Consider the following 24,845-nt stretch of genomic DNA (forward strand, 5'->3'; position numbering starts at 1 on the left):
TATAAATACTTATATATATAATGTTAATTTACCATATTTTAGGTTAAATACCAGAATTCACAGCACGCCTCAGCCAAGAAAATCAGATAATAGACACCTCAGCGACAATTCTTAAAACTGAAAAATTACAATACCAAAAAGGCAAAAGAAAATATGCTAGTTCTTAAGATATAAGCACAAATTTCATTTCAATATTAATGAATATACTAGTTGCTGTTGGTTTTGCCTTTTGCTTTTCCTTGGTTGCCTGATAAATGTTTGCTGCTTCCAATCAATTACTATGGTCTATGATTGGCTTACTCCTGACAATGGGTGGTACCTTCTTAGAAGTTTATGGCATCACCTTTCCTTGGACTTGGAGTCAGCACGGAATTCAGACTTTTTCTTTAGGTGTCACTTTTCAAATTGGCGCAGTATTGTTAGTGGGTTGTTTAGGAGGCAAAAATGCGGGTGCGCTCTCGCAAATTGCCTATTTAGTCATGGGGTTAACCTTATTACCAGTATTTGCCGATGGCGGCGGTATTGGTTATGTCAAGCTGTCTCAGTTTGGCTATCTACTAGGTTTTATTCCTGGAGCTTGGATTTGTGGCTTAGTTGCTTTTAAAGCGAGACCTCGACTAGAAACTCTTGCCTTTAGTTGTATCTGTGGCTTGTTAACTCTCCACCTATGCGGTATTACTTATTTGATTATTAGCTATTTTTTTCAGTGGAAAGGCACAGAAAATCTACCCTTGATGCAAGCAATCCTTAGATATTCTTGGTTTGCACTACCAGGTCAACTAACTGTGGTCTGTGCAGTTACTGTAATAGCATATATATTGCGTCACTTAATGTTTTATTAGCTCATTGCCTTTCGTCCTTTGTCATTTGTCAAAAGCTCATGACCAATGACCAATGACTAATGACCAACGACCAACGACCAATGACTAATTCGCCATGCATTTAAAAAATCGTCTTTTCTGGATTGCTGCCTTCCTCGCTTTTTTCTTAGACCAAATAACAAAGTACTGGATAGTACAAAGCTTTAGCTTGGGGCAGACACTACCACTCTTACCTGGGATATTTCACTTCACGTATGTCACTAACACTGGTGCGGCTTTTAGTCTGTTGAGCGGGAAAGTAGAGTGGTTGCGCTGGCTGTCTTTAGGAGTGAGTCTAGTATTGATAGCGTTGGCGTTAATTGGCCCAACATTAAATTTGTGGGATCAGTTAGGCTATGGCTTGATTTTAGGTGGAGCTATGGGCAACGGTATCGATCGTTTTGTTTTAGGCTACGTCGTTGATTTTCTTGATTTTCGCCTGATTAACTTTGCTGTATTTAATGTGGCAGATTCATTTATTAGTATCGGTATTGTTTGCCTGTTAATCGCTTCCTTGCAAAAAACACCCACTTCATCTGGCAGATCCCATTAAACTATTAAGCCTGGGATGATTAATCCCAGGCTATTGACTTAGTGAAACCCTTGCTTAGTCTTATATGCGAAGACTTTACGTATAAGGTTTTATCAATTTTTATTTGTCATCTGACACCAGTTTGCATAACTGGTGCAAGAGTTCAAGAAAGATGCACCGACGATCGCTGATGGCAAACCATTATTTAGATTATGCCCCAGCTTTAAATTTAGTTACCTGTGGTAGGAGTTTTTGGCGAACTAGAGCCGGGAGTACTGGGAGAACTACTTGGTTCGAGACTGCTGCCAGGAGTGCCAGGAGTGCCAGGTTGTTCAGGTGTAGTTGAGCTACCTGGTTCGGTAGTGCTGCCAGGAGTAGTAGGTGCGCTTTCAGGAGTGGTTGGAGTAACGCTTCCTGGTGCTGGAGTTAGGTTGCTAGGTGCGCCTTCAGGAGTGGTTGAGCTTCCTGGTGCTGGAGTTAAGTTGCTAGGTGCGCCTTCAGGAGTGGTTGGAGTAACGCTTCCTGGTGCTGGAGTTAAGTTACTAGGTGCGCCAGGTGCCGGTGGGGTTATGCTTCCTGGTGCTGGAGTTGTTTCGGGAGTGCCAGATTCAGGAGGAGTGGTTCCTGGTGCAGTTGTGCTATCAGGAGTGGTGCTGCTATCAGGCGTTGTTGTTTCTGCTGGTGTTGTTTCTGCTGGTACTGTAGTGCCACCAGGAGCGCTAGGGGTGGCTGCTGTGCCGCCGGAACAGCGGGAGTTGAGCGGAAAATGCTCGCACAGAATTTTCATCCCTTCTGGCGACATTTTAATTTCCGCTGGTGCACTAGTGGAGTCGCTACTAGATTGAGCTATGGGGGATTTACTGGATTCGGCTACAGCAATATTAGTGGTAAGTGCCAAAGATAAAGCTGTACCAATCAGGGTCAGAGATTTTCCCATCATTCTGAAATTAACCTCAACAGAACACTCGCCCTATTAAAGCAGATAACTAAAATTTAGAAAATCCTCCTAAATGAAGATATTTAGGTTTGTTTCAGAATATGTGGATATGTAAAATTGGTAACAATTAAATCAGTTTTTTGTTACTAATTAGTGTTTAAAAAGACAAAAGGTAAAATTATACTTATAGTTATTGAAAGAATAATACTAGCTAGTTATAAGCCTTTGAGAATATAGAAGAAATTTTTCTTATATAAAGAAGTGACTAAAATCACAAATAAATTCTAGCCATAATATTAAGATTAAGTATAAATTAAATCAATAAAGTCCCGTATAGCTAATTTATGCTTTGGCTTATGAGTAAAATGATGAAAGATTAACATCTAAAATTGATTGTAATTCGCCCGATTCTTCATTAAAAACTGTGATGTGAATAGCCGATGAGTTCTCCCCAACCCCCTCACAAGCCACAAACGTTACTAGGTCAACTGACTCAAGCAGTACATACGATTCAAGCTAGGGTCGATTTTTCAAAATTGGCGCTCAAGCCTAATGCCAAAGTACCAGAACTTTGGGTGCAGGATGCGGGGGCGGATAAAGCAGAGGTATATCCACTGTTGGGCGATCGCTATATTCTCGGTCGTAGTTCCAAATCCAGCGATATCGTTATCCGTAACCCGGTTGTCAGCCAAATTCACCTCTCACTATCGCGGAATTCTACTCAACGCACACCAGTTTTCACGATCAAAGACGAAAACTCCACCAATGGCATTTATCGTGGCAAACGTCGTGTTAGTTCTCTAGAACTGCGTCACGGCGATATTCTGACTCTGGGGCCCCCAGAACTCGCCGCTTCTGTACGGTTGCAATATGTCGATCCACCAGCATGGTATGTCAAAGCTGCAAGTTGGACAGCTTATGGAGTTGGTGGTGTCAGCGCCCTATTAACATTAGTGATTGGCGTCGAATGGCTGAAGTTTTCAGTCAAGCCTCTACCGACAGCGACACGCGCCCCAGTAGTTGTTTACGCCCGTGATGGAGCCACTCCCCTGAGAGAACCTCGGACAATCTCTCATGTAGACATGAAGCGATTAGAGGAATTTGGCCCTTATTTGCCTGCTGCGGTAGTGGCTTCAGAAGATAGTCGTTATTACTGGCACTTTGGGGTCGATCCTCTGGGGATTTTACGAGCTGTGTTGATTAATAGCCGCAGCGGAGATGTGCAACAAGGAGCCAGCACTGTTACCCAGCAAGTTGCCCGCAGTTTATTCCGCGAGTATGTAGGTAGACAGGATACCCTTGGTCGCAAATTGCGGGAGGCAGTTGTCGCCCTAAAGCTCGAAACCTTTTACAGCAAAGATGATATTTTGCTGATGTACTTAAATCGGGTTTTTTTGGGAGGGGATACCTCTGGCTTTGAGGATGCAGCCCGATATTACTTTGAGAAGTCGGCTAAAGAATTAACTTTGGCAGAAGCAGCAACATTGGTAGGAATTTTACCTGCTCCCAACGCTTTCGATTTTTGTGGGGATGGCCCCAATAAGCTAGAAGCGGCCGAATACCGAAATCGTGTGATTAAGCGGTTGCTGGAGATGGGCAAAATTAAAGCAGAGGATGCAAACCGAGCTAGACGTTCCACTGTTCAAATTAGTCCTAAAGTCTGCGAACAGCAAGCTAAAACGATCGCACCTTATTTTTACAGTTATGTCTTCTCTGAACTCGAATCAATTTTAGGGGAGGGAGCTGCAAGAGAGGGAAACTATATCATTGAAACCAAGCTCGATCCAGCCATACAGAGACAAGCAGAAGCAGCGTTGAATAATGCAGTGAACAACTCTGGTAGAAATTTTAATTTTTCTCAAGGAGCAGTAGTCACTCTTGACTCTAGTACAGGCAGTATCCTCGCAATGGTAGGCGGGACTGATTACAAAAAAAGTCAGTTCAATCGTGCTGTTCAAGCTAAAAGACAACCAGGTTCCACCTTCAAAATCTTTGCTTACACTGCCGCCATTCAACAGGGAATTTCGCCATCCAACAGTTATTCCTGCGCCCCTTTAACTTGGCAAGGCTTTACTTATAAACCCTGTCGTGCTGGTGCTGACACGAGTTTGGATATTGCCACCGGACTGGCGCTTTCAGAAAATCCCATCGCCTTGCGAGTTGCCAGACAAGTCGGGCTGGATAAAGTTGTGGCCATGGCGCAGCGTTTGGGGATAAAATCAAACCTCGATCCGGTTCCCGGCTTGGTACTGGGTCAAAGTGTAGTCAATGTTTTGGAAATGACTGGTGCTTTTGGCGCTATTGGCAATCGCGGTGTGTTGAATCCTCCCCATGCTATTAGCCGAATTTTAGACAGTGGCGATTGCAGCGATCGCAAGGATATCAAAACCTGTCGTGTAATCTACTCCTTCGACCAAGATCCAGGTGCCAACAAACGAGTGTTGACAAATGGTGTCGCCGATGAAATGACTAGTTTGATGCGCGGTGTAATCGCAAGAGGCACTGGTCGTAGTGCTGCCATTGGACTAGGGGAAGCTGGTAAAACTGGCACGACTGATAAAAACGTTGACTTGTGGTTTATTGGTTTTATCCCCAGTCAGCGACTTGTAACTGGCGTTTGGCTGGGAAACGACAATAATTCCCCGACATCTGGCAGCAGTGCTCAAGCAGCTCAGTTGTGGGGAAATTATATGCGGAGAATTACAAGGTAAACGAAGATTGGGCATTGGGCATTGGGAACTATCGATCTATAAGCGATCGATGGACTCTTATGAGAAGACCTGATTTTGATGACTTAGAATGTCCACTATCGAGTTGCTTAATACCAATGTCAATCTAACTGCGTAATGCTTCTAACTTGAGTTTTTGCAGTTCTTTCTCAAGGCGCTGGAGTTCATCTATCATCTGTTGAAACGCTTGCGCTTCATGCACTACAACTTCAGCTTTCCCATTCACCGTTAGTACAAGCGGGGACTTTGTTGCCTCGATCCGTTCTACGTAATCTTTGGCAATACGCTTAAAGTCGGTAAGAGTTTGAATATTTTAGAGATTAAATGCTTTATTAAGATATTTGATCGGATGCTAGACCTGCTGTGTCTTCTCAAATTCACAAAGGATTTAAAATATAAAAAATATCTTTGAGCAAAGTGACTCAAACAGATGTGAATCAAAACGGGGCAATGCCACAAAGCAGCGAACCAACTTATTACTCCCTGCTAGGACTGCATCCCTGGGCATCGGTAATTGACATTCGTCGCGCTTATCGGCAACTTAGCAAGGTCTATCATCCTGATACTACAGACTTGCCGACTGCGATCGCCACTCCCAAATTTCAGCAAATCAATGAAGCTTACGCCACCCTTAGCCATCCAGAACGCCGATTAAGCTACGATTTGAAAATTGGCTATTCCCGCTTTGGAGTGATTCAACCACCCCCTGATTTGAATCATCCCGTTTCGCGTTCTCATGACTGGTCAAAATCAGCTTACCTCGATGCGAGCGATCGCCCCTTATCATCTGGCGAAATCTTTGCTTTATTTATGCTGGTGTTAACATTTGTAGGTTGTTTGTTATTAGCAGTTGCCATTGGTTTAACTCGTGGCGAGGCTGCGATCCATTCCCATTTGTTGCAACCAACTACATCTGTACAACAGCAGATTACCTATATGTCGCAACTAATTACACATCCGATAATTAAAAATTAAACAATTCCCTAATCCAAAATCTAAAATTCCTATGGCTCTTCTTCCCTCTGATACTCCCCTATATAATCATCCCCTGCCACAAATTGAGCAGTGGCTAAAAGATCAAGGCTGTCAACAAGACGAAACACAAAGGCATTGCTGGCGCGTACAGCGACCTAATTGGCAAGCTGAATTATGGCTCGATGTTGAGCAAATTGTAGTGCGATATGTTCAATCTGGGGAAAATGGACAAGATATCCAACGCTCATTCAAGTATTCTCTTAGTCGGGATGATGTAGAACAAGCTGTCTTTTCTGGGCCATAAGGAAGTGCTTATGTACTATTGGTAGAGCTTCCAATGAGCCTGTTACAGGGCAGCAACCCTGTAATGGGAATTATGTATCAGATTTTGTTACCTAATGCTTTAGGACTAAGTTGGCTACAAATTTCCAGTAGTCTATTAACAGCACGCGCAGCCGAAAACTTTTCCGCAACATATTGGCTGGACTGAAAACCTCGCTTAATTGCTTCATCTGGATTATCTAAGCAATATCGCATACATTTGGCTAATTCTTCTGCATCTTCATTTTCAAAAAATAGGCTGTGCGGCCCTCCTACTTCTGACAATCCTCCCATTTTTGAGACAATCGAGCAGGTTTGAACGCTAGAGGCTTCTTGCACTACGTAAGGTGCTGGATCTTGCCAACGGGATGGAGCAATTAAAGCCAAAGCATCTTGAACTTTTAGAAGTACTTCTTTTTGAGGAACTTTACCTAAAAAATTAACTTTGTTCGCAATTTCTAAATCAGACGTTAGCTGCTTTAATTCCTGAGATTGTTCGCCATCGCCAATAATAGTAATTTTAAATTCTTTATTTTCATCTTGTAAAATCCGCGCTGCTTTTAATAAAATATCTACGCCTTTGTCTGTAGCTAATCTCCCGACAAAAATAAAATTATATGGCTGAGATAAATTTTCTAAAGTTTTAAGCTGGTTTTTCGACTTGATTTCAATCGGATTATATAAAGTATCAACTGGCCAAGGAAAAGCAGAAGATTCTCCTAAAAAGTTACTACAAGCCGTATGATAATCGGCTAAGAAGGCAGTAGAAAGCCGGGTGATTAGGCGTGCCCATTTGATAAAAGTGTGTAATTTCCACTTGAATGGATAATTAGCTTTGGGCAATGTGTGTTTAAATTCAGCTTTTAAACGTTGCGTCAACTTCATCTGTTCATAACTAGTATGAGTAGATTGATAAAGGGAATAATGGTATTTAATAATTATCTTTTTTCGCAATACTTTACATAACAAAGTAAACAATAAGTCATTGGAATTCATGTGTACTATATCTGCCCAAGCAATATAACTAAACCATTTAGCGATATTATCTTGTCTGGTCGAAATAGTTTTAACTTCAATTAATCTAGCTTCCAACTCAGGAATAATAGAATAAATATAAGTTAAAACTCCACTAATTTCATTGTCATAATGACGGTGTTGAATTAATATTTTCATATATTAGGTATGGGAAATTTTGTATTTATGGGAATTGTGGTTGAGCATAGCTATGAAACCAGTATTTCACTTTGCTCAGAATCAACTCGGTGTCTAAGGTAGGTAAGTACAAATAAATCTAACTATCTAACGAGATATAAAAAGCTTGAAACCCTTGCGATTGCTTCCTACGAGACGCTACGCGAACACTTCGCTGAGTCCTAACGAGACACGCTTTGCGATCGCAACGGACATAGTTATAAATTTCCTCATCCATCTACTTATATGCAGAAAGTTGGGAACAGGATTTTTCCCAATAGTTATATAATTCCCGCAGATGCTGCTAAAGTACCATTCTCTTCGCTACGGGCTAAAAGTTTAGTCTGACAGTAGTGGATAAAATTATCATCAATTTGAAATACCTGTCGATCGGTCTGAGATGTCACCCAAACAGGAACCAAAAACCATTATTCCTCGTTTTACTTCGTAGCATCTACTCATGAGAGAGAAGTAACAAGCCGCACTATCGCTTCGACTATCCTAGTTTCTTGGAAGAATTTATTTGGAGAGACAAGTGCTGATATACGTTTTTACATACCCAATGACCAATGACCAATGATTAATGACTAATAATTAATTTCTTTCCATCCATGCATGGATGCTACGCCTTTTGTAACCCATTCGATCAAAATTGGGGGAGCTTCTGATATCAAAATACTAGGATAAACTGCTGCACCCCAATCGGGATGAACTAACACACGGCATTGATTTTTAATCACCGGATAGTTTAGCAAAGCTTTGACAACTGCTGTGTCGTCGTGAGGAATTGCTCCGGGATGAGACAGTAAAGGATAGCCTGTACGAGGGTCGATTAGGTCTGTTAAATAGCCGCGATCGCGCAAATTAAATGCTAAATCACAGCCAAATCTCATAAACTTTTCTCGTAAGCGTTCTTTCTCTGACTCTACTTCTGCTGTCTTTTCGATTAATTGATAACGCGATTGTTGTAATACAATCACTACTCGTAAAAATGGCTGCCGTTTCCAATCTGGCAATATCCGTTCGCAGTTGGCACAGATATATTGACTGGGAGCATGAATTGAAATTTGAACCGCTTGTCCTGTTTCGCCAACTAAATTAATGGGACAGGCTTGCTCCGAAGTGTAAACTTTGGGATAGTTCACTAAATTGATTCGGCTTATACAAATTTTTTAATTTAATCTACGGTATAGATGATACCTCTTAAAAGTTAAGAAAAATCATCATTTTTCTATAATATGTTACTTTTTTGGGAAGCAGTTAATAATAATTTGAGAAATTTAATCCGAATTTTATCCTTTATTAACCTGTTCTCATGGAAGTTGCTGCGATCGCTTTAGGCATTGGCATAGATACAGCGTGTAGTAGACAGGCGATGCCTATGGCGGGCTACGCCTACGCAGATGAAATATGTTCGTTCAAAATCGCAAAAAAGCAACGCAGGTTGGAGTAAGCAGAAAATAACAAAAGTAATTATGTCTGCCAGAAGATATTTCAGCTATGTAGGCTAATTTCTATAGCACCCAATTAATTGAGTTTTAAAGAATTCACCGGCACTTCATCCCAAGAATCGACCGTCCGTAATCGCGCTACCCAACCTGAGTCCTTTTGCTTTTCGGTCAAATTATTCTGAAATGAATCATGGCAATCTTTGGCTTGAGATTCATTACGAGTGGCAATACAGGCATGAATCATCCCAGACGGATCGATTTGCTCATTTACCCAAATAGTCATGGAATATTTCCTCAATAACTGTAGCGAACAAAGCTATTCGTCATTTTAGAATACTATTAGAGTCAAAAGTGTTAGAGCAAAATTCGGTAACAAATAGTGAACTAATTCCAATTACCGATTACTAATTTACAATTACCCAGTTCCGCTTCATTTATTCGGCAGATATGATTTATCTCCTCTTTCGTAGCGACGGCGGTAGAGTAATTCTAACTGTCCGCCATATTCTTGAATCCAGGCAATCTGCCGCTGGTAGAGTCCTCGGAAGGTGTTGGCAAATAATAGTGTAAAGATTGCCACTACCAACCCTGATGCTGTGGATACTAAAGCTTCACTAATTCCAGATGTTACACCTGTTGTTTTACTACCTCCCACATCTCCAATATTCAGAGAGGCAAAAGAGTTAATTAATCCTAATACAGTGCCGAGAAGTCCTAACAGAGGTGCAAGACCAATAATTGTCTCAAAAATATTTTGGGAGCGCTTGAGCAAGGGGATTTCGGCTTGTGCTTCACTTTCCAATGCCAAACGAAATTCCTCTGGTGTTGGCTCCTCTAATTCTAAAGCTGCTAAAAAAATCCGAGCTAAGGGTAAATCGGTATTTTTCTGCAATTTATCTAAAGCACTAACTACATTATCAAGACGATAAAGGTGTAGCACCTCTCGCACCACCTTGTTTTGCCGATTATTTATCTTTATCCAAAAGATGATACGTTCGATAATTAGCGCTACCCCTAACAAAGAGAATGCCAGCAGAGGCCACATGACCACGCCACCTGCCGTAAACAGATTACTAATTTCCATCTATTATTTTTTAACTCTTCAACAACGCTAGGTTAACAGATTGTTGAGATGGAGGGGTTTAACGCTGCATTGTGTTACAGCAGCTTTTGGGCTATCCTCAGCTTGGCCGATCGCGATCGCGGATTCTGACTAATTTCCTCTTCTTGAGCAATAATTGGTTTTTTTGTCAAGACTTTTAATAAAGGTGAATTTCTTAAACCATGCTTTACTGGGCGGTCTTCCAAACTGTGGAAACTGATAATTGCAATTCTGCCACCAGGGACAAGGGCATTTGGTGCTTTATCCAAAAAGGTTTCTAGGGATTTTAACTCATCGTTGACGAGAATTCGCAGAGCTTGAAAAACACGGGTAGCCGGGTGAATTCTCCCATAACGGTATTTCGGGGGAACTGAAGAAGCGATCGCTTCAGCCAATTCTGTAGTCGTGTGCAACGGTCGCCGTTCGACAATGCGACGAGCAATGCGCCGCGATAATCTTTCCTCACCGTACTTAAAGAAAATATCTGCTAATTCCGTTTCATCCCAATTATTAATTACATCAGCAGCAGTTAGCGATCGCCCCCGATCCATTCGCATATCCAAATTCGCAGCTTGGCGAAAGCTGAAACCCCTCTCTGCTTGGTCTAAATGGTAAGAACTCACCCCCAAATCGGCTAAGATACCATCGAAAGTGTTGGGGGGAAACTCGTAGTCAGCAAAATTGCGATGAATAAATTGTATGCGATCGCCAAACTCTGCTAATTCTTTCCTCGCGGCTGCTAAAGCATCCTCATCTTGGTCAATTGCCGTAACCCGCACATCCGCCGCAGCTTCTAAAATTAGGCGACTATGACCACCACCGCCTACAGTCGTATCAAGATAATGACCTCCTGGAGATACCGCTAGACCTACAATCACTTCTTGCGGTAACACTGGTAGATGGGAAAATATCGGTTCTTCAAGAGCTAGCTGACGATTCATGAGACTTAGGGCAAAAAACCACAGATGAACTTTAATTATGTATTCTTTTCTATGTGTCTTAGTGTGTTCCTAGTTAAAAAATAGTTTTTAAACCAGTAAGATACAAAAGAAAATATCATAACTCAATACTCAGCGTCAGTTTTGGATGTTGAGCTTTAAGCATCTGTAGTGCTATTTTTTACCTTTACAGTTTATTTGTGAAGTTGCGCCAAACTATGTTTTTGAAAAGTTAAAATGAGCATCACTTAAAAACTACATTTGCTCTGGCGTATCCCTCTAAAGACTTGGTATAAAGCTTACAAAAACGCAATTAAAAACTCTAAAAACCCATCAAAAATGTAGAGACGTTACAGCGCTTCCGGCTATTATGCAATACAGTTTTTCTCCTTGCCCTCTCCTATCAAAGCTTTCAGATTTGGGAATGTACCTCATAGCTGCCGTAAGTGCTGTATATCTAACGTCTCTACATCTTGATTTTGTGTTTCTACACTTTTATCAGCTAATCAATTCCTTCAATCCGATCTTCAACTTCTTGGTAGAACTCGCGCAGACGATCTAAATTCTCCTCGCTAGTCTCCCAATAACCGCGTCCATTCACTTCCAACAAAGTTGATACAATCTTGCGGAAAGAATGGGGGTTGAGGTTCAGCAACCGTTTCTGCATTTCTTTATCTTTGATGAAGGTTTCGTTAGTATCCTCATAAATCCAGTTATCCACAGCGCCAATGGAAGAGTGAGCGATCGCCTTGCAGAAACCCTCAAAAATAAAGCGATCGCCTGTTGTCCAAGAGTGAGCGATCGCTTTACAGAAAACCTCAAAAACAAGGCGATCGCCTTACAGAAAATCTCAAAAACAATGCGATACCTACGGTGAGCTACGCTAACGCACTTCGTATGTTAATCAATTCACCAGATATTTTCAAAATTAAGCATAAATTCCGGTAGCACATCTTCTCCTGATAAACTAGCAGGAGATTCCAGCACTTCAACATCTCTACCTATCCGCAGCACCAGTTAAGATTTCATCCATCCAAGCATTTATGCTTTTGCCAGCCTTTTTAGCAGCAATAAATATTTTGCGGTGGTGTTCTGGAGTTGTGCGGAATGGAAGTTTACCAGAGAATGGTTTATCAGGCTCCTCTCCTAGTTCTTCACAGAAAGCAAGATAATCATCAACAGAAATTTGAAATTCTTGACGCGCTTCGTCTACAGTTTTTGCCTTAAAGGTAATTACGTCATTAATATCTAGGACTTGGCCAAAAAGTATTCCCGCTTCTACATCTACTTCTATACTAGCTGTGTATCCTTTATAAGTCATCATATTTCAATTCCTGCCTTAATTAAAAATTCTCTAACAGATTTGACTGCTCCTTTATCTGTCTCATTTTGAGGATGCGGTTCGTGAAAAACAGCTTTCACATCATTTAATTTCACACGAACCCGCGAACCTGTACCTTGAGTAATATCAGCACCGAGAGCTATAAATAAACTTTCAATATCTTTCCAAAGAATATTAGATGGTACAGGATTTGTAAAAATTAACTCTAAAATCTGACGTTGTTTGTTATTGAGATCCATTTAATCAATACAATTACAGCCATCTTACAGTTAACTTGAATATAGCCATAGATACAATGATATCATATTATGATATCATTAAAAATATAGAAGCGATCGCTATTTCTATGATGGCATTTTAGGCGATCGCCTTACAGAAAACCTCAAAAATAAAGCGATCGCTTGTTGTAGAAGAGTGAGGGCAATCATACTTAGTATTATCATCGATCAGGCAGATATTAAACGCTGTTTCAGTTCAGGACTTGGACAATCTGATTCAATTTTTGCCTTGACTAATCAGTTGTGATTATATTTTTAAACTCTTCTAGTGTTGGTATAGGTTTTATTCTGTGTATTATACGGTGACAATTGGAACATAAAACAGTAAAGTCAGTTGAAGGGTCTAGCTGAACTTTCGTTTTTTCTAGAGTTGCAATCGGTACTAGATGATGAGCTTCTATATAATTCTTGCCTATATTGCCATATTTCATCTCAAAATCAAAACCGCAAGCTTTGCATATATATCCATGTATTTCTTTAGCTTTATTACACAAAGCTTGATTTCTTTCTACTCTTTTATGGATTTTATACTTTGTTAAATCTTCAAACCAAACTTCTTCAGAATGTAATTCATTATCCTGAGTATCTAAAGGTTGCTGTTCGATCAATTCTTCATAAATTTTGATAAAAAATAATAAATCATTGACCAGTTTATCTGAGTCTGGCAAACTTGTTTTTGGATAATAAACAGCTAATATATTACCGGCATGGTATGCCTGACCTAATCTTCGAGCAGTAGTTTCTTTAGGAATTGCTTCAAGTTTAAGATCAATATTTTCAGAATATTTAATACTTATATCGGTCGATATAATTTTCCTAAAAGTTTTTGCTCTTTCTCGTAATATATCTTTTGCACCTCCAAGTCCATAATTTTTTTTCAAAGATGCTGTACCTTGATTCAAAGATAGATAAACACCAGAACAATCTGCCTGAAACAAATAGACAAGGAAAAATCCAAATCTCACACTTTCTGTGACCAGCTTATTAAAAACAGCTATCCAAGGGATATTTGCCCATGAGCCATTTCCTGCTGAAGCTTGTATACTATATATTTCAGGAAGATTTAGAGAATTATCTAACAACTTTGGAACATCATTCTTTAAATATCTTGGAAAATTATGATTTTTGAATTGTTCTTGGTTTACTATTGGATATTCGTATAATAATTTTTCAATAGTTTGTTTGAGCATTTATATTTATACAATTAGATTGAAATGTTAAGATAGGCATTTTGCCTGCCCTATAAAGACTATTCTATTCCTTCAATTCGGTCTTTAATCTGTTGGTACAAATCGTATAGGCGATCTAAGATTCTTCAGAATTTATTCTAAACCAATATCCTTACTTGCTCATATTCTTCTTTATGGCTTTGCAAAGCATCCCAAAAACTTTTTGCTGAAGATTAAGCCAAAGTCTTGCCCCATTTCCTAAAGCTTTACCAAGACGTATTGCTATATCTACTGTAATTGCTCTTTGACCATTAATAACTTCCTCAATTGTTTGATTAGATACTCCTAAATTTTCTGCAAAATTTGCGGTATTAATATCTAAATCATCTAAAATATCTGCAATTACTTCACCAGGATGTATTGGTCTTACTAATCTATCATCAGTAATATCTTGCCAATTATCCATAATTAATACTTCTTACTTAATAATTTAGTCAACCTTATTTAGCATTGTCTAGCCAATTAAGATCATATTAACACAGGAGTTGAGGTTAACATTCATTAAGTAGTACTTGGAGATTTTCAAAGCATCTCCTAACTCACTGCATATTCTGTAAACTGTCTCATAAAAGGAGACTGAAAACCTAACACAATATCTTCCTTGGGAACTCCCACAGCTACCAAATTAGCTGCAATATCATCTTCTGTACCATTCCACTGAAGCCAAATTTTCCCACTTTTAATATCAATATGAATAATACAACTATGTACCCAGTCTTGACCTTCCCAACCTACATGAACTATTTGATAATGGTCACGTTCTGTATCAAAAATTGTTTCAACTTCTATATTTCCGTAGGCTGGTTTTTGCTCACTATAATCATTTAATATCTGTTGTACAAGCTGGCGATATTGAGTTAATTTATCCATTGGAAAATCACCTCTTGCTCTACATCATAAATAAGCATTTTCACTTGATTTTCTGCAATCATCTCTTTAGGAAAATCAAGTTGAAAAAATGTTTTGTAAGTTGTTAAAGGTACTGCTAAATACAAAACACGCTCTGGTTGCCGCCGTCGTAATGCACCTCTATAATTAATAAACTGTCCTAATGCTGTATGAAATTCTGAAATAGCAGACGACCTCTCTAAAAAACTTTTGACTTCGACTGCAATTTTTTGTCCTTCACGTTCTGCTGCAATCAGCTTTTGGGCGGCTAAATCAATCGAAAGGTTAACTCCTCCCACGCTAATTGTGAGTGGATCGTGAGTAATTTGCCAACCATCTTTCTGTAAAGCTGTTTTGACAACTTCATGAAAGACATCTTTAGCAGACATACCTATCTATAATTATATATTTGATTTTCATTTAGCCGGATTCCATACAATTTATCAAAACCGTTTTTTATGTAGAGACGTTCATAAAACGTCCCTACATTTATGATTAGGGATTATTCAATCCCTTCAATCCGGTCTTCAACTTCTTGGTACAACTCGCGCAGACGATCTAAATTATCCTCGCTAGTCTCCCAATAACCGCGTCCATTCACTTCCAACAAAGTTGATACAATCTTGCGGAAAGAATGGGGATTAAGGTTTAGCAACCGTTTCTGCATTTCTTCATCTTTGATGAAGGTTTCGTTAGTATCCTCATAAATCCAGTTATCCACAGCGCCGGCTGTCGCACTCCAACCTGTTGTATTCACCAACCGCTTGGAGAGTTCGCGCACACCTTCGTAACCGTGAGACAGCATCCCTTCGTACCACTTGGGATTTAATAATTTGGTACGCGCATCCAAACGCACGGTTTCTGATAATGTCCGAACTTGGGCGTTAGCTGTGGTTGTATCTGCAATATAAGATGCTGGTTTTTTACCATCACCCCGCAGACTTGCCACCAGCTTAGTGGGATCGGAATCAAAGTAGTGGGAAACGTCCGTTAAGCTAATCTCGGAAGAATCCAAATTTTGGAAAGTTGCATCAGCAGTTTTCAATGTACTTTCAAAAATCTGCCGGGATTCGTCCATGATTCCGGGGTTATCGGAATTGAAGGAGAAGGATTTCCGGTTGAGATACATTTCCTGTAACTCGGCTTCGCTATCCCAAGTGCTGTTTTCTACCGCCAAGTTGATATTTGACGAATAGGAACCAGAAGCGTTGGAGAAAACGCGCGTCGCTGCTTGACGCAGATTAATTCCCATTTCCTCAGCTTGTTGCAAAGCGTGTTTGCGAACAAAGTTCATTTCTAAGGGTTCATCTGCCTCAGCTGCCATCTTCACGCCTTGGTCTAGCAGGTTCATTTGGTTGATGAACAAGTCGCGGAATACACCAGAACAGTTGATTACCACATCAATTCTGGGTCGTCCCAACTCTTCTAGAGATATCAATTCCAACTTGTTCACCCGTCCCAAGGCATCGGGAACTGGACGCACGCCCACCATCCACATAATTTGCGCTAGGGATTCACCGTAAGTTTTGATGTTATCGGTTCCCCAAAGGACGCAGGCGATAGTTTCTGGCCATTTTCCTTCATTTTCAGCCTTGTTACGTACCAAAAGCCTGTCTACGACGATTTTAGCTGATTGTACTGCTGCTGTTGTTGGGATGGATTGCGGATCTAAAGCATGGATATTCTTACCTGTGGGCAATACATCCGGGTTGCGGATGGGATCGCCACCTGGACCAGGTAAGATGTACTCACCTTCCAAGCCTCTGAGTAATGCTCCGAGTTCGTTGTCGGCACAAACTTGTTGCAGACAGAATTCCAAATACTCAAGTAGGGGTTTTAGGGCGGCGGTGTCAACTTTGGGATAACCTGCTTTATGCAATGCTTCTACCCAAGGTTCCTTTTTGCCCATGTTGAAGAAATTCAAGCGGGAAACTAGAGAAACTCGTCCTTCTGCGTCGATTTGCTCTTGGACAAGGGCGGTAACTGCTGCACGGGTTGCTAAGGTGATATCTTGCAATAACTGGACATCTTCTAAAATGCCTCTGTCATTATTTTGGTAAATATCATCAATGCTACGCCCAATGCTATTGGCGATAATTCCCGGTAAGCCTTGAAGTCCTTCTTCTTGACGATCTAGACTAGCAATGTTGACGAGAGTTGCGATCGCTTCTTCTGCACTTGGCGGTTTACCAATGACGTGTAATCCACAAGGCAACAACCGAGACTCAATTTCCATCAACTTGCGGTAGACGTTGCCAACAATATTATCCCGCTCTTCGGCACTCATGTCTCTGGCATCGGTTTCTGGCAGGTGAATATCCTTATCCAGATTCACGATCCGGCATTTATCCATGATGCTGTTGACAATGGAAACACCGCGTCCACTATCTTTTAAGGTTTGGTAAGAAGCAATTAATTCGCTCAGTTCCTTCAAACCTTTATACAACCCAGCATTTTCTGCCGGCGGTGTCAAGTAAGAAATTGTTTCGGCATAACTCCGACGTTTGGCAATTGTCGCTTCACTCGGATTATTCGCTGCGTAGTAATACAGGTTGGGAATTGAGCCAATCAAGTTATCTGGATAACAATCACCAGACATCCCCATCTGTTTACCTGGCATGAATTCCAAGGAACCGTGTGTACCAAAGTGCAGTACAGCATCAGCTTTCCAAACTTGCTCTAGATAAGTGTAGTAAGCAGCAAAACCGTGGTGAGGACTAGCTGAACGGGAGAATAACAGGCGCATCGGGTCGCCTTCGTAACCAAATGTGGGTTGCACACCGATGAAAACGTTACCGAATTGCTTACCATAAATCAGCAAGTTTTGCCCGTCGCTGTTAAGATGTCCCGGAGGTGGGCCCCAGTTTTCCTCTAGGCGGTGAGAGTAGGGAGTCAGCGCTTCATACTCAGGAACCGACATTTTGTAAGCAACGTTCAGTTCTGGGCTGTTGTACTGCGCTTGAGCGTCATGGATGACTTCTTGCATCAATGCTTCGGCGGATTCTGGCAATTCTGGTAAGTCGTAGCCGTTATTTTTGAGGGCTTTCATTACCTCATAAATAGAACCGAATACATCCAAGTAAGCGGCGGTTCCGACGTTGCCTTTATCTGGCGGGAAACTGAAAACGGTGATGGCGACTTTTTTATCCAGCTTCGGCTTGCGGCGGAGGTTTGCCCATTTTAAGGCGCGTTCGGCTACAGCTTCAACCCGATCGCGCAGTGCGATCGCTTTGCCTGTAGTTCCATCTCTACCTGATAAGATAATCGGCTCAATTGCTCCATCCAATTCAGGAATTGCAATTTGCAAAGCTACTTGAATTGGATGTAACCCTAAATCGCTATCCATCCACTCTTCTGTGGTTTGGAATACTAAGGGTAACGCCACCATATAAGGACGATTTAAGCGTTTGAGTGACTCAATTGCTTTGGGATGGTCTTGTCTGGCTGGGCCACCAACTAAAGCAAAACCAGTCAGCGATATCACTGCATCTACTAACTGTATGTTAGTAGTCGGTTCGTAGAAGTAGGCATCCACAGGCTTGGAGAAATCCAAACCACCAGCAAAAACAGGTAGTACCCGTGCGCCTAATGCTTCCAACTCCTGCACCATTGCTACATAATGGGCATCATCCCCTGTAACTAGGTGGGTGCGTTGCAATACTAACCCGACACAAGGAGCTAGGGGATCTTTTAGATCGCTAGAAATATCCTTACGAGCTGTATACCAATTGAGGTACTCTCTGACATCTTCAAACATACTAGGAGCCAAAGGATGCCAAATCCCTAAATCGGGATAAACCACCGGCTGTTCGTATGTAGAAGGTGCAAAATCTTGTTTATCTAAACCTTTAAATACATATTTATCAGCTAGCATCAGCAAGAAGTTTTCCAGGTTTTCTGGAGAACCACCTAGCCAATACTGAAAACTGAGCATGAAATTTCGGGCATCCTGTGCCTTGTCCATCGGTAAAAACTTCAGCACTTGCGGGAGGGTTCGCAAAAGCTTCAGCATTCCATCTTGGAATCCCGCACCGGATTTTTCTTTGCGTTTCCGCATGAATTGGGCGATCGCACTTTTTGACTGACCCAACTGTGCCAAAGAAAAGCTGCCCATTTTACTCAGGCGCATTACCTCTGGCATCGAGGGAAAGACAACGGAAACATCCAAGCGATCGCGGTGTGGTTCTACTGCTGCTACTACTTTCTGTGCTAAGTCTTCGATGAAAATGAGGGAAGCGATGAAGATATTCGCACTCTCAATTTCTCGTTTAAACTCCTCGTAATTCTCTGGGTCGCGGAGTTCCTCAATCAAGTACCCGCTGATTTCAATCGCCAAGTTGGGATTGTTCGCGTTAATCGTGCGAACTGCTTGCGACAAAGCACTCTGGTACTGGGACTCAAGCACGACATAGACCACCTTGATTAAACTACGTCCGCGTAAGTTATCAGGCGCAATGTGTCTAATGGTGGACTTGACGTGTGTGAACATGCTTCTTCGGCTCCTTTGATGCGTGTTCTCTCTGAAAGTTCCTAGCGGCATCATCAGCCACAGGTAACTTGCGATCTTTTAGGCAATATCTGTTTTTTATCAGAAAACGCTTGCCCAGTAGGCATTTTATCGCCTATATGACACAAATCGATATAAAAAACGAAATATTTCTTCGTAATTGTTGACTTTATCTAAAAGTAGTAGCTCACATTAATGTAAATATTTCGTAACAACTTTTAATCGTTACATAGTTATTTAAATATATAATTTTATTTACAAAACCAAATCCGCTTGTGCGAGTTGATTAAGTATTATTTACAGTGTATGTAGAGCTTACTTACTTTCTAGCTCTTTTTGAGATAGAGCTTCTTTAGAGAGGTTTGAGAGGGTTAGCGTACAGCTTTTCGTATCTTTGAAGCGATCCTGTTTTAAGCACAGACACTAGGACACAAAGATCAAAATATTTAACCTTCCCGCACCATCCAAACCAACATTCCCAAAAGTATTTCCACTGGCGGAACAGTATAATCATTCAAATCAATACTCAATGTCTGCCCTTCTAATTTCAAAAATCGCCAAGCCGTACCGCTGCTGACGCTGCCATAAATTGTTTTAATCGGTATATTATTGATTTCATTAAATTTTTGAGCGGCAATCATTTCTGCTGCACATTGCCCTAAACCAGGTTTTAAATCACCTTTTTTCGCTTCAATAATCACGATCGCAGGGGCTTCAATAAATATTTGTTCGGGTGAGCGGCTAATTAAAAAATCACATACTCCACTTAAGCCTAGCTCCGATGCAACGGTAAAATCTTCACCCGAAAAAAAGCTGACTTTGCGTTCAAGAATTTTCCTAACTTCTACGAGTATTGGACTAATAATTAACTCTGAACGAGCTTTTTCTGAACCAGTTGCTGTTGCTAGTGGTAGTCCTTCGCTTAATGCTTCTTTGAGGTAAAAACTAGGTTCTATGGACTGTGTTTCTGGTAAAAACCGTCCACTTTCAACTGTAGTTAAGTTAAAGTCGCGTTTGACTTTTGACAGCCAGAAGTCACAATAACACATTATAAATATGATTAAATATTAATCTATAAGTATTGATCCTATAGCGTTTATAGGTCAATATAGTTCAGATAAGAGCAAAACACTTGTAGAGACGGCGATTTATCGCGTCTTGAAAACCCAAAATTTTTGCCAGTAGCCCTTAACCCAAGCGTATTGGTTTATAGGTGTTTTGTTGGGAATGGAATCAACAAGAGCGATCGCCTTGTTCAAATGCTGTGTCAAAGAGGCCGCGATCGCTCTTTTTACTCAGAAGTCGATAGAGTTCAGAAAATGCGATCGCAATTAGGATTTAGGATTCTAATTTATCGGATAGGTAATTCAATCACAAACTCTGTACCCTCACCTTGTGTTGAATGGCAACTTAGCTTACCGCGATGATTATTAACTACAATTTGGTAAGCAATAGATAAACCTAGTCCTGTTCCTTTACCGATGACTTTTGTAGTGTAGAAAGCATCAAATATCTTTGTCCGGTTTGCTTCGCTGATTCCTGAGCCATTGTCTGCAATTCTGAGAATAACTCGCTCTCCAATTGCTTCAGTTTTAATCCAAATCATACCAATATGTCTAAAGTTTTCATCAAAATCCTGATTTTTTTGGATTTCTTCAATTGCATCTATTGCATTAGCAATCAAATTCATAAAAACCTGATTTAGTTCGCCTGGATAGCACTCAAAAAGTGGCAATTCCCCATATTCTTTGATTAATTTAATTGCTGGACGATGAGCATTTGCTTTGAGTCGATGTCCAAGAATGAGTAGCGTAGTTTCTAAACCTTCATGCAGGTTAGCCAGTTTTTTACCTGCTTCTCCGTGTCGAGAGAACTTATTCAACGATGACACAATTTCTGTAACGCGATCTGTACCTACTTGCATAGATTGAATAATTTTAGATAAATCATTTAATAAATAATTAATATCTTTTGTTTTAATAGCATTTTGAACTTCAGTTGGGGGATCGGGCAGATACTTTTGATATAGTTCAAGTAAATTAACAACCTCTTGAAAATACTCTTCAATAAAATTCAAGTTGCCAGCGATAAAATTGATGGGATTATTTACTTCATGGGCAATTCCTGCTGTCATTTGACCCAATGTTGCGACCTTTTCTGCTTGAATCAGTTGGGTTTGAACCTGTTGTAATTCGGCGTTTTTGTCCATCAAGGTTTTCGTCAAATTTTTAAGCTTAAGTTGATGCTCTACTCGCACCAAAACCTCTTCATACTGAAAAGGTTTAGTAATATAATCTACGGCTCCCAGTCTCAATCCTTTAACCTTGTCAGCAGTATCTGAGAGAGCAGTCATAAAAATGATCGGAATATCCCGGACACGAGGATTGCTTTCACTTTTTAAGTATTTACAAGTTTCAAACCCATCGATACCCGGCATCATGATATCAAGCAATATTAAATCAGGTAAATCATCATTTTCTAATCTCTGAATGGCTTTTTCACCACTACGAGCTGCCCAAACTTCAAAGCTAGACTGATCCAAAAAGCTCGATAAAACTTGTAAGTTGGCAGGGTTATCATCAACGACTAAAATAATTCCTCTGCTAGGATCGCTATTTAGGAAATTTTTTTGATCGCCTATGGTTGCTGTCATAATATTTCTATCCTATATTGATTCACTTACTTTTTTGCAAGACGTTAAAGGAGAACACTCAAATTTAAAATTAACGCACTACAATCCCTATAAATAAATTTAAGAAAATCAATCCTTTGATTTTTCGGTCAAAAAATTAAGGATTAAATCTTCGTCAAACTGCCTCGCTAACTGCCGCAATTGGTTAGCAAAGGGAGCGATTTTTGTGTCTGTTTCCTCTAGTTTATCTGCCCATTTGAGAATGTCATTGAAGTTACCTTTACTGGCTAAATTCATCAGTTCTTGCAATATATCGGGAGAGGGAGGAGTCAATTTATCTGGTGAACTATCAAGTGTTATAGGCGAAGAATTGATTTTTTGTTCCTCAGACTGCTGGTAAATCCATGTCAAACCTAAATGGCACTCTAATTGATGCAATAATTCATCTGCCTGTATAGGTTTGCTTAAAAAAGTGTCACCTCCCGCTTGCATACTTCGATGTTGGTCGGCTTCAAAGACACTAGCAGAAGAGACGATAATCTTGACATCTTGAATATCTGGGGTATGACGCAGGTGTTTAATCAATTCAAACCCATCCATTTCTGGCATCAGCAAATCTGTAATCACCAAGTCTGGTTTCAGAGCGATCGCTTTTTCTAAACCATCTTTACCATTGATGGCTTCAACCACTTTGAAACCCAATGGTTGCAATAAGTTTGTAATTACTGTGCGATTCTCCCAGCGATCGTCCACCATCAGTATGGTGCGGGGACTACCTTCAAAGCCAATGATTTGTCCTTTGGATGCAGCCATAGCAGACTGTACCCATTCGCTGGCTTGGGCGATCGCAATTTCAAACCAGAAATTACTACCCTGACCAATCTCACTTTTAACCTGGATATCGCTACCCATCATCTGCACTAACTGCCGAGTAATAGCTAAACCCAGCCCTGTCCCTTCTATCTGATGCTTTTTTTCACCTACTTGTTCAAATGGCAAAAAAATGTTGCCCAGTTGGGTTGGAGTTATGCCAATTCCTGTGTCTTTTACACTAAAGTGAATGCGATATTTCTCTGTCTGTCCATCAGCAGGAAGTCGCTCGATTACTTCAACCTTGAAGCTAACCTTACCCTCATCGGTAAATTTAATGGCATTTCCCAGCAGATTCAAGAGAATCTGACGTAACCTTTTGACATCGACATGAACCCCTGTGGGTAAGTTGCTGGCGAGTTCATAGACAAATAAAATACCTTTTTGCTCTGCCCGAATCTGGCAAATTTCCCCAATTCCTTGTAAAAAAGACGGAAAATGAACATCTTGAGGATGCAGTTCCAGTTTTCGCGCTTCAATTTTGGAAAGATCCAAAATGTCATTAATTAAAGTCAGTAGATGAGAGCCACACTGTTCAATGATGTTTACATGATATTGCTCTGGCTCTGACAAACCTTGAGAACGCAGCAAAATTTGAGCGCAACCCAAAATACCATTCAAGGGCGTTCGCAGTTCATGGCTCATGTTGGCTAAAAATTCGCTCTTAGCCCGGTTTGCAGTATCAGCAGCTGCTTTAGACTTTTTCAGTTGAGCTTGTTCAAATGCTTGCACCTGCCACAAGACAGCGATCATCGTCACTGTCAATCCGCCCACAATTAGGGCGATCAGATCGAGAAATTGTAGCCGAGATTCAATATTTTGGCGCGGAATTACCAAAGCCACAGACCAATTAGTTTCTCGCAACGGCACATAAGCAACATACTTTTTAGTGCCGTCAATTTCCATCAATTGAATTCCCTGTTGTTTGTTTACCATCTGCTGCGCGATCGCATTTAAATTACGATCTGGAATTTTCAGCAGGCTGGGTGCTGGCTTTTCTACCGTTGACATTAAGGTTGAGTTGGGATGGACGATCGCTTCTCCTTGGGAATTGAGGGCGAATGCATAGCTGTTCTTGCCGTAGCGCAAAGAGTTGACCACCTTAGCAATGCGATCGACTTTAACATTGCCGTGGAAAACCCCAATCGGTGAACGATTGGTAGGAGAATCAGACCAGATTGGAGTGGCGATCGCAATTAAAGGAATACCCGTGGAACGGCTGATAAAGGGATCGGAAATGTTGCTTTTTCCGGCTAGTGCTTTTTGAAAGTAGTCTCGATCCTTAATATTCTTATTTGATCGACCAACCTTAGTATTAAAATACGAACCATCTGGGGTAACTATTTGGAAAAAGAAAAATTCATCGATCCGCTCAACTTCTGACTTTAAATAAGGTTTTGCTAAAGACCAGTCTAAGGAGCGTACAGTTGAAGTATGAGCAAGGGTTTGCACCTCGACTTTGCGAACATGTAACCACTCCTCAATTTCATCAACCCCTCTCTGTACCTCTAAAAAAGCTTTTCCTCTCAAGTCTTGTAGCGTTATTTTCCGAGCAGCTTGATAGCTAAAATAAGCAGAAATACTCACAATAAGAGTAGTGCCGCCAAGAATAAATCGAATCGGTAAATTCCGTGAGGAATACATTTTGGTGTCAGATGGGCTGGAGTTGCCTTTTATCACAGGGTTCACCCTCTAAACAATGGGTTTGATAAGCAAAAAAAAGGGCTATATTTAGATTGCCCAAAAAATTATTAATAATCGCAGCTATGATTGTTACCCATAGCTGCGATTGTCAATACCCTAAACTTTGCTAACCATCCTTTAAAGACCTGTATTGTGAAGTATGTATAGACTTACCATCGGGTAAGTTCAAAAAATATATTTTCTATAAAATATAATCAACTTTGCCGCTATATTTTTCTTGATAAATTAGATAATATTACTGATATTTCAGTATCTAAAAATAGTCAACTTTATTCAGTCAAACAGGTATTTAAAATAAAAAATTTAGATTATTTTGTAACAGGAGAAAGCCAAGAGTCGCGATCTAGCTGACAGTGGTA

At 40.6% G+C, this 24,845-nt stretch carries 24 protein-coding genes and 1 pseudogene; 6 read left to right on the forward strand and 19 right to left on the reverse strand.

The features are described 5' to 3' along the window. Positions 1 to 254 precede the first annotated feature (254 nt). A complete protein-coding gene (locus tag V7K84_RS15525) occupies positions 255 to 842 on the forward strand; it encodes a biotin transporter BioY (RefSeq protein ID WP_334839287.1) in 588 nt (195 codons plus the stop codon). A gap of 94 nt (positions 843 to 936) precedes the next feature. Then, positions 937 to 1,413: a signal peptidase II gene (lspA, locus tag V7K84_RS15530; RefSeq protein WP_334839289.1), complete on the forward strand. Its 477-nt coding sequence runs from the start codon at positions 937 to 939 to the stop codon at positions 1,411 to 1,413. A 208-nt stretch (positions 1,414 to 1,621) separates the two neighbouring features. Here lspA and V7K84_RS15535 read toward each other — a convergent pair whose 3' ends face one another. Then, positions 1,622 to 2,332 (reverse strand): hypothetical protein, encoded by a 711-nt coding sequence (locus V7K84_RS15535; RefSeq protein WP_334839290.1) that lies wholly within the window; start codon positions 2,330 to 2,332, stop codon positions 1,622 to 1,624. Positions 2,333 to 2,769: 437 nt separating this feature from the next. Here V7K84_RS15535 and V7K84_RS15540 point away from each other — a divergent pair, with 437 nt between their 5' ends. After that, entirely contained in the window at positions 2,770 to 5,040 is a 2,271-nt protein-coding gene (locus V7K84_RS15540; protein WP_334839292.1) for a transglycosylase domain-containing protein, read from the forward strand. A gap of 124 nt (positions 5,041 to 5,164) precedes the next feature. Here V7K84_RS15540 and V7K84_RS15545 read toward each other — a convergent pair whose 3' ends face one another. After that, positions 5,165 to 5,368, reverse strand: coding sequence for a type II toxin-antitoxin system prevent-host-death family antitoxin (locus tag V7K84_RS15545; RefSeq protein WP_334839660.1), 204 nt, complete (start codon positions 5,366 to 5,368; stop codon positions 5,165 to 5,167). 140 nt (positions 5,369 to 5,508) lie between these two features. Here V7K84_RS15545 and V7K84_RS15550 point away from each other — a divergent pair, with 140 nt between their 5' ends. Next, on the forward strand, positions 5,509 to 6,033 hold the full coding sequence (locus V7K84_RS15550) for a J domain-containing protein (protein WP_334839662.1): 525 nt from the start codon (positions 5,509 to 5,511) through the stop codon (positions 6,031 to 6,033). A 31-nt stretch (positions 6,034 to 6,064) separates the two neighbouring features. Beyond that, complete coding sequence (locus V7K84_RS15555) at positions 6,065 to 6,337, forward strand: DUF3143 domain-containing protein (protein ID WP_094351119.1); 273 nt, start codon at positions 6,065 to 6,067, stop codon at positions 6,335 to 6,337. Positions 6,338 to 6,414: 77 nt separating this feature from the next. Here the strand turns inward: V7K84_RS15555 and V7K84_RS15560 are convergent, their stop codons facing one another. The 7 genes and pseudogenes from V7K84_RS15560 to V7K84_RS15590 form a co-directional block, all read right to left on the reverse strand. After that, complete coding sequence (locus V7K84_RS15560) at positions 6,415 to 7,527, reverse strand: glycosyltransferase family 4 protein (RefSeq protein WP_334839294.1); 1,113 nt, start codon at positions 7,525 to 7,527, stop codon at positions 6,415 to 6,417. Between the two features lie 299 nt (positions 7,528 to 7,826). Beyond that, entirely contained in the window at positions 7,827 to 7,967 is a 141-nt protein-coding gene (locus V7K84_RS15565; RefSeq protein ID WP_334839296.1) for a hypothetical protein, read from the reverse strand. A 165-nt stretch (positions 7,968 to 8,132) separates the two neighbouring features. Next, positions 8,133 to 8,690: a methylmalonic aciduria and homocystinuria type D protein gene (locus V7K84_RS15570; protein ID WP_334839297.1), complete on the reverse strand. Its 558-nt coding sequence runs from the start codon at positions 8,688 to 8,690 to the stop codon at positions 8,133 to 8,135. 382 nt (positions 8,691 to 9,072) lie between these two features. Next, on the reverse strand, positions 9,073 to 9,279 hold the full coding sequence (locus tag V7K84_RS15575) for a glycogen debranching protein (RefSeq protein ID WP_334839298.1): 207 nt from the start codon (positions 9,277 to 9,279) through the stop codon (positions 9,073 to 9,075). 147 nt (positions 9,280 to 9,426) lie between these two features. Further along, the gene (locus tag V7K84_RS15580; protein WP_094351123.1) at positions 9,427 to 10,080 is read right to left on the reverse strand and encodes a MotA/TolQ/ExbB proton channel family protein; all 654 of its coding nucleotides are present in this window, start codon (positions 10,078 to 10,080) and stop codon (positions 9,427 to 9,429) included. A gap of 74 nt (positions 10,081 to 10,154) precedes the next feature. After that, the gene (gene rsmH, locus V7K84_RS15585; protein ID WP_334839300.1) at positions 10,155 to 11,039 is read right to left on the reverse strand and encodes a 16S rRNA (cytosine(1402)-N(4))-methyltransferase RsmH; all 885 of its coding nucleotides are present in this window, start codon (positions 11,037 to 11,039) and stop codon (positions 10,155 to 10,157) included. A gap of 499 nt (positions 11,040 to 11,538) precedes the next feature. Next, a pseudogene (locus V7K84_RS15590) lies at positions 11,539 to 11,772 on the reverse strand (cobaltochelatase subunit CobN); the annotation flags it as partial. Here V7K84_RS15590 and V7K84_RS15595 point away from each other — a divergent pair. Continuing rightward, positions 11,773 to 11,913, forward strand: coding sequence for a hypothetical protein (locus V7K84_RS15595; protein WP_334839303.1), 141 nt, complete (start codon positions 11,773 to 11,775; stop codon positions 11,911 to 11,913). Positions 11,914 to 12,033: 120 nt separating this feature from the next. Here V7K84_RS15595 and V7K84_RS15600 read toward each other — a convergent pair whose 3' ends face one another. From V7K84_RS15600 to V7K84_RS15645, 10 genes are all read right to left on the reverse strand, one after another. Beyond that, positions 12,034 to 12,357, reverse strand: coding sequence for a type II toxin-antitoxin system HicB family antitoxin (locus V7K84_RS15600; RefSeq protein ID WP_334839664.1), 324 nt, complete (start codon positions 12,355 to 12,357; stop codon positions 12,034 to 12,036). Beyond that, the gene (locus V7K84_RS15605) at positions 12,357 to 12,617 is read right to left on the reverse strand and encodes a type II toxin-antitoxin system HicA family toxin (protein WP_334839305.1); all 261 of its coding nucleotides are present in this window, start codon (positions 12,615 to 12,617) and stop codon (positions 12,357 to 12,359) included. The genes V7K84_RS15600 and V7K84_RS15605 overlap by 1 nt, the downstream gene beginning before the upstream one ends. Before the next feature lie 272 nt (positions 12,618 to 12,889). Next, positions 12,890 to 13,846 carry an MrcB family domain-containing protein gene (locus tag V7K84_RS15610; RefSeq protein ID WP_334839307.1) on the reverse strand — a complete coding sequence of 319 codons (957 nt, stop codon included), beginning with the start codon at positions 13,844 to 13,846 and terminating at the stop codon, positions 12,890 to 12,892. Between the two features lie 151 nt (positions 13,847 to 13,997). Beyond that, entirely contained in the window at positions 13,998 to 14,291 is a 294-nt protein-coding gene (locus V7K84_RS15615; protein WP_334839310.1) for a HigA family addiction module antitoxin, read from the reverse strand. Positions 14,292 to 14,419: 128 nt separating this feature from the next. After that, positions 14,420 to 14,755 (reverse strand): XisI protein, encoded by a 336-nt coding sequence (locus tag V7K84_RS15620; RefSeq protein WP_334839312.1) that lies wholly within the window; start codon positions 14,753 to 14,755, stop codon positions 14,420 to 14,422. After that, complete coding sequence (locus tag V7K84_RS15625; protein ID WP_334791732.1) at positions 14,743 to 15,162, reverse strand: XisH family protein; 420 nt, start codon at positions 15,160 to 15,162, stop codon at positions 14,743 to 14,745. Before V7K84_RS15625 ends, V7K84_RS15620 begins: the two co-directional genes overlap by 13 nt. 113 nt (positions 15,163 to 15,275) lie before the next feature. Further along, positions 15,276 to 19,262 carry a magnesium chelatase subunit H gene (locus tag V7K84_RS15630; RefSeq protein WP_334839314.1) on the reverse strand — a complete coding sequence of 1,329 codons (3,987 nt, stop codon included), beginning with the start codon at positions 19,260 to 19,262 and terminating at the stop codon, positions 15,276 to 15,278. A gap of 464 nt (positions 19,263 to 19,726) precedes the next feature. After that, complete coding sequence (locus V7K84_RS15635) at positions 19,727 to 20,329, reverse strand: hypothetical protein (protein ID WP_334839315.1); 603 nt, start codon at positions 20,327 to 20,329, stop codon at positions 19,727 to 19,729. Between the two features lie 302 nt (positions 20,330 to 20,631). Beyond that, positions 20,632 to 21,933 (reverse strand): hybrid sensor histidine kinase/response regulator, encoded by a 1,302-nt coding sequence (locus V7K84_RS15640; RefSeq protein ID WP_334839317.1) that lies wholly within the window; start codon positions 21,931 to 21,933, stop codon positions 20,632 to 20,634. 108 nt (positions 21,934 to 22,041) lie between these two features. Beyond that, the gene (locus V7K84_RS15645) at positions 22,042 to 24,426 is read right to left on the reverse strand and encodes an ATP-binding protein (protein ID WP_442940960.1); all 2,385 of its coding nucleotides are present in this window, start codon (positions 24,424 to 24,426) and stop codon (positions 22,042 to 22,044) included. Positions 24,427 to 24,845 lie beyond the last annotated feature (419 nt).

Origin of the sequence: Nostoc sp. (genome assembly GCF_036917315.1) — a bacterium.
GTDB lineage: Bacteria > Cyanobacteriota > Cyanobacteriia > Cyanobacteriales > Nostocaceae > Nostoc.

Coding starts and splice junctions, on each gene's coding strand:
- V7K84_RS15525 (WP_334839287.1), top strand. CDS start 255: ATGTTTGCTGCTTCCAATCAATTACTATGGTCTATGATTGGCTTACTC.
- V7K84_RS15635 (WP_334839315.1), bottom strand. CDS start 20,329: ATGTGTTATTGTGACTTCTGGCTGTCAAAAGTCAAACGCGACTTTAAC.
- V7K84_RS15645 (WP_442940960.1), bottom strand. CDS start 24,426: ATGTATTCCTCACGGAATTTACCGATTCGATTTATTCTTGGCGGCACT.
- V7K84_RS15535 (WP_334839290.1), bottom strand. CDS start 2,332: ATGATGGGAAAATCTCTGACCCTGATTGGTACAGCTTTATCTTTGGCA.
- V7K84_RS15580 (WP_094351123.1), bottom strand. CDS start 10,080: ATGGAAATTAGTAATCTGTTTACGGCAGGTGGCGTGGTCATGTGGCCT.
- V7K84_RS15555 (WP_094351119.1), top strand. CDS start 6,065: ATGGCTCTTCTTCCCTCTGATACTCCCCTATATAATCATCCCCTGCCA.
- V7K84_RS15615 (WP_334839310.1), bottom strand. CDS start 14,291: ATGGATAATTGGCAAGATATTACTGATGATAGATTAGTAAGACCAATA.
- rsmH (WP_334839300.1), bottom strand. CDS start 11,039: ATGAATCGTCAGCTAGCTCTTGAAGAACCGATATTTTCCCATCTACCA.
- V7K84_RS15600 (WP_334839664.1), bottom strand. CDS start 12,357: ATGACTTATAAAGGATACACAGCTAGTATAGAAGTAGATGTAGAAGCG.
- V7K84_RS15605 (WP_334839305.1), bottom strand. CDS start 12,617: ATGGATCTCAATAACAAACAACGTCAGATTTTAGAGTTAATTTTTACA.
- V7K84_RS15640 (WP_334839317.1), bottom strand. CDS start 21,933: ATGACAGCAACCATAGGCGATCAAAAAAATTTCCTAAATAGCGATCCT.
- V7K84_RS15540 (WP_334839292.1), top strand. CDS start 2,770: ATGAGTTCTCCCCAACCCCCTCACAAGCCACAAACGTTACTAGGTCAA.
- lspA (WP_334839289.1), top strand. CDS start 937: ATGCATTTAAAAAATCGTCTTTTCTGGATTGCTGCCTTCCTCGCTTTT.
- V7K84_RS15610 (WP_334839307.1), bottom strand. CDS start 13,846: ATGCTCAAACAAACTATTGAAAAATTATTATACGAATATCCAATAGTA.
- V7K84_RS15550 (WP_334839662.1), top strand. CDS start 5,509: ATGCCACAAAGCAGCGAACCAACTTATTACTCCCTGCTAGGACTGCAT.
- V7K84_RS15630 (WP_334839314.1), bottom strand. CDS start 19,262: ATGTTCACACACGTCAAGTCCACCATTAGACACATTGCGCCTGATAAC.
- V7K84_RS15620 (WP_334839312.1), bottom strand. CDS start 14,755: ATGGATAAATTAACTCAATATCGCCAGCTTGTACAACAGATATTAAAT.
- V7K84_RS15575 (WP_334839298.1), bottom strand. CDS start 9,279: ATGACTATTTGGGTAAATGAGCAAATCGATCCGTCTGGGATGATTCAT.
- V7K84_RS15560 (WP_334839294.1), bottom strand. CDS start 7,527: ATGAAAATATTAATTCAACACCGTCATTATGACAATGAAATTAGTGGA.
- V7K84_RS15625 (WP_334791732.1), bottom strand. CDS start 15,162: ATGTCTGCTAAAGATGTCTTTCATGAAGTTGTCAAAACAGCTTTACAG.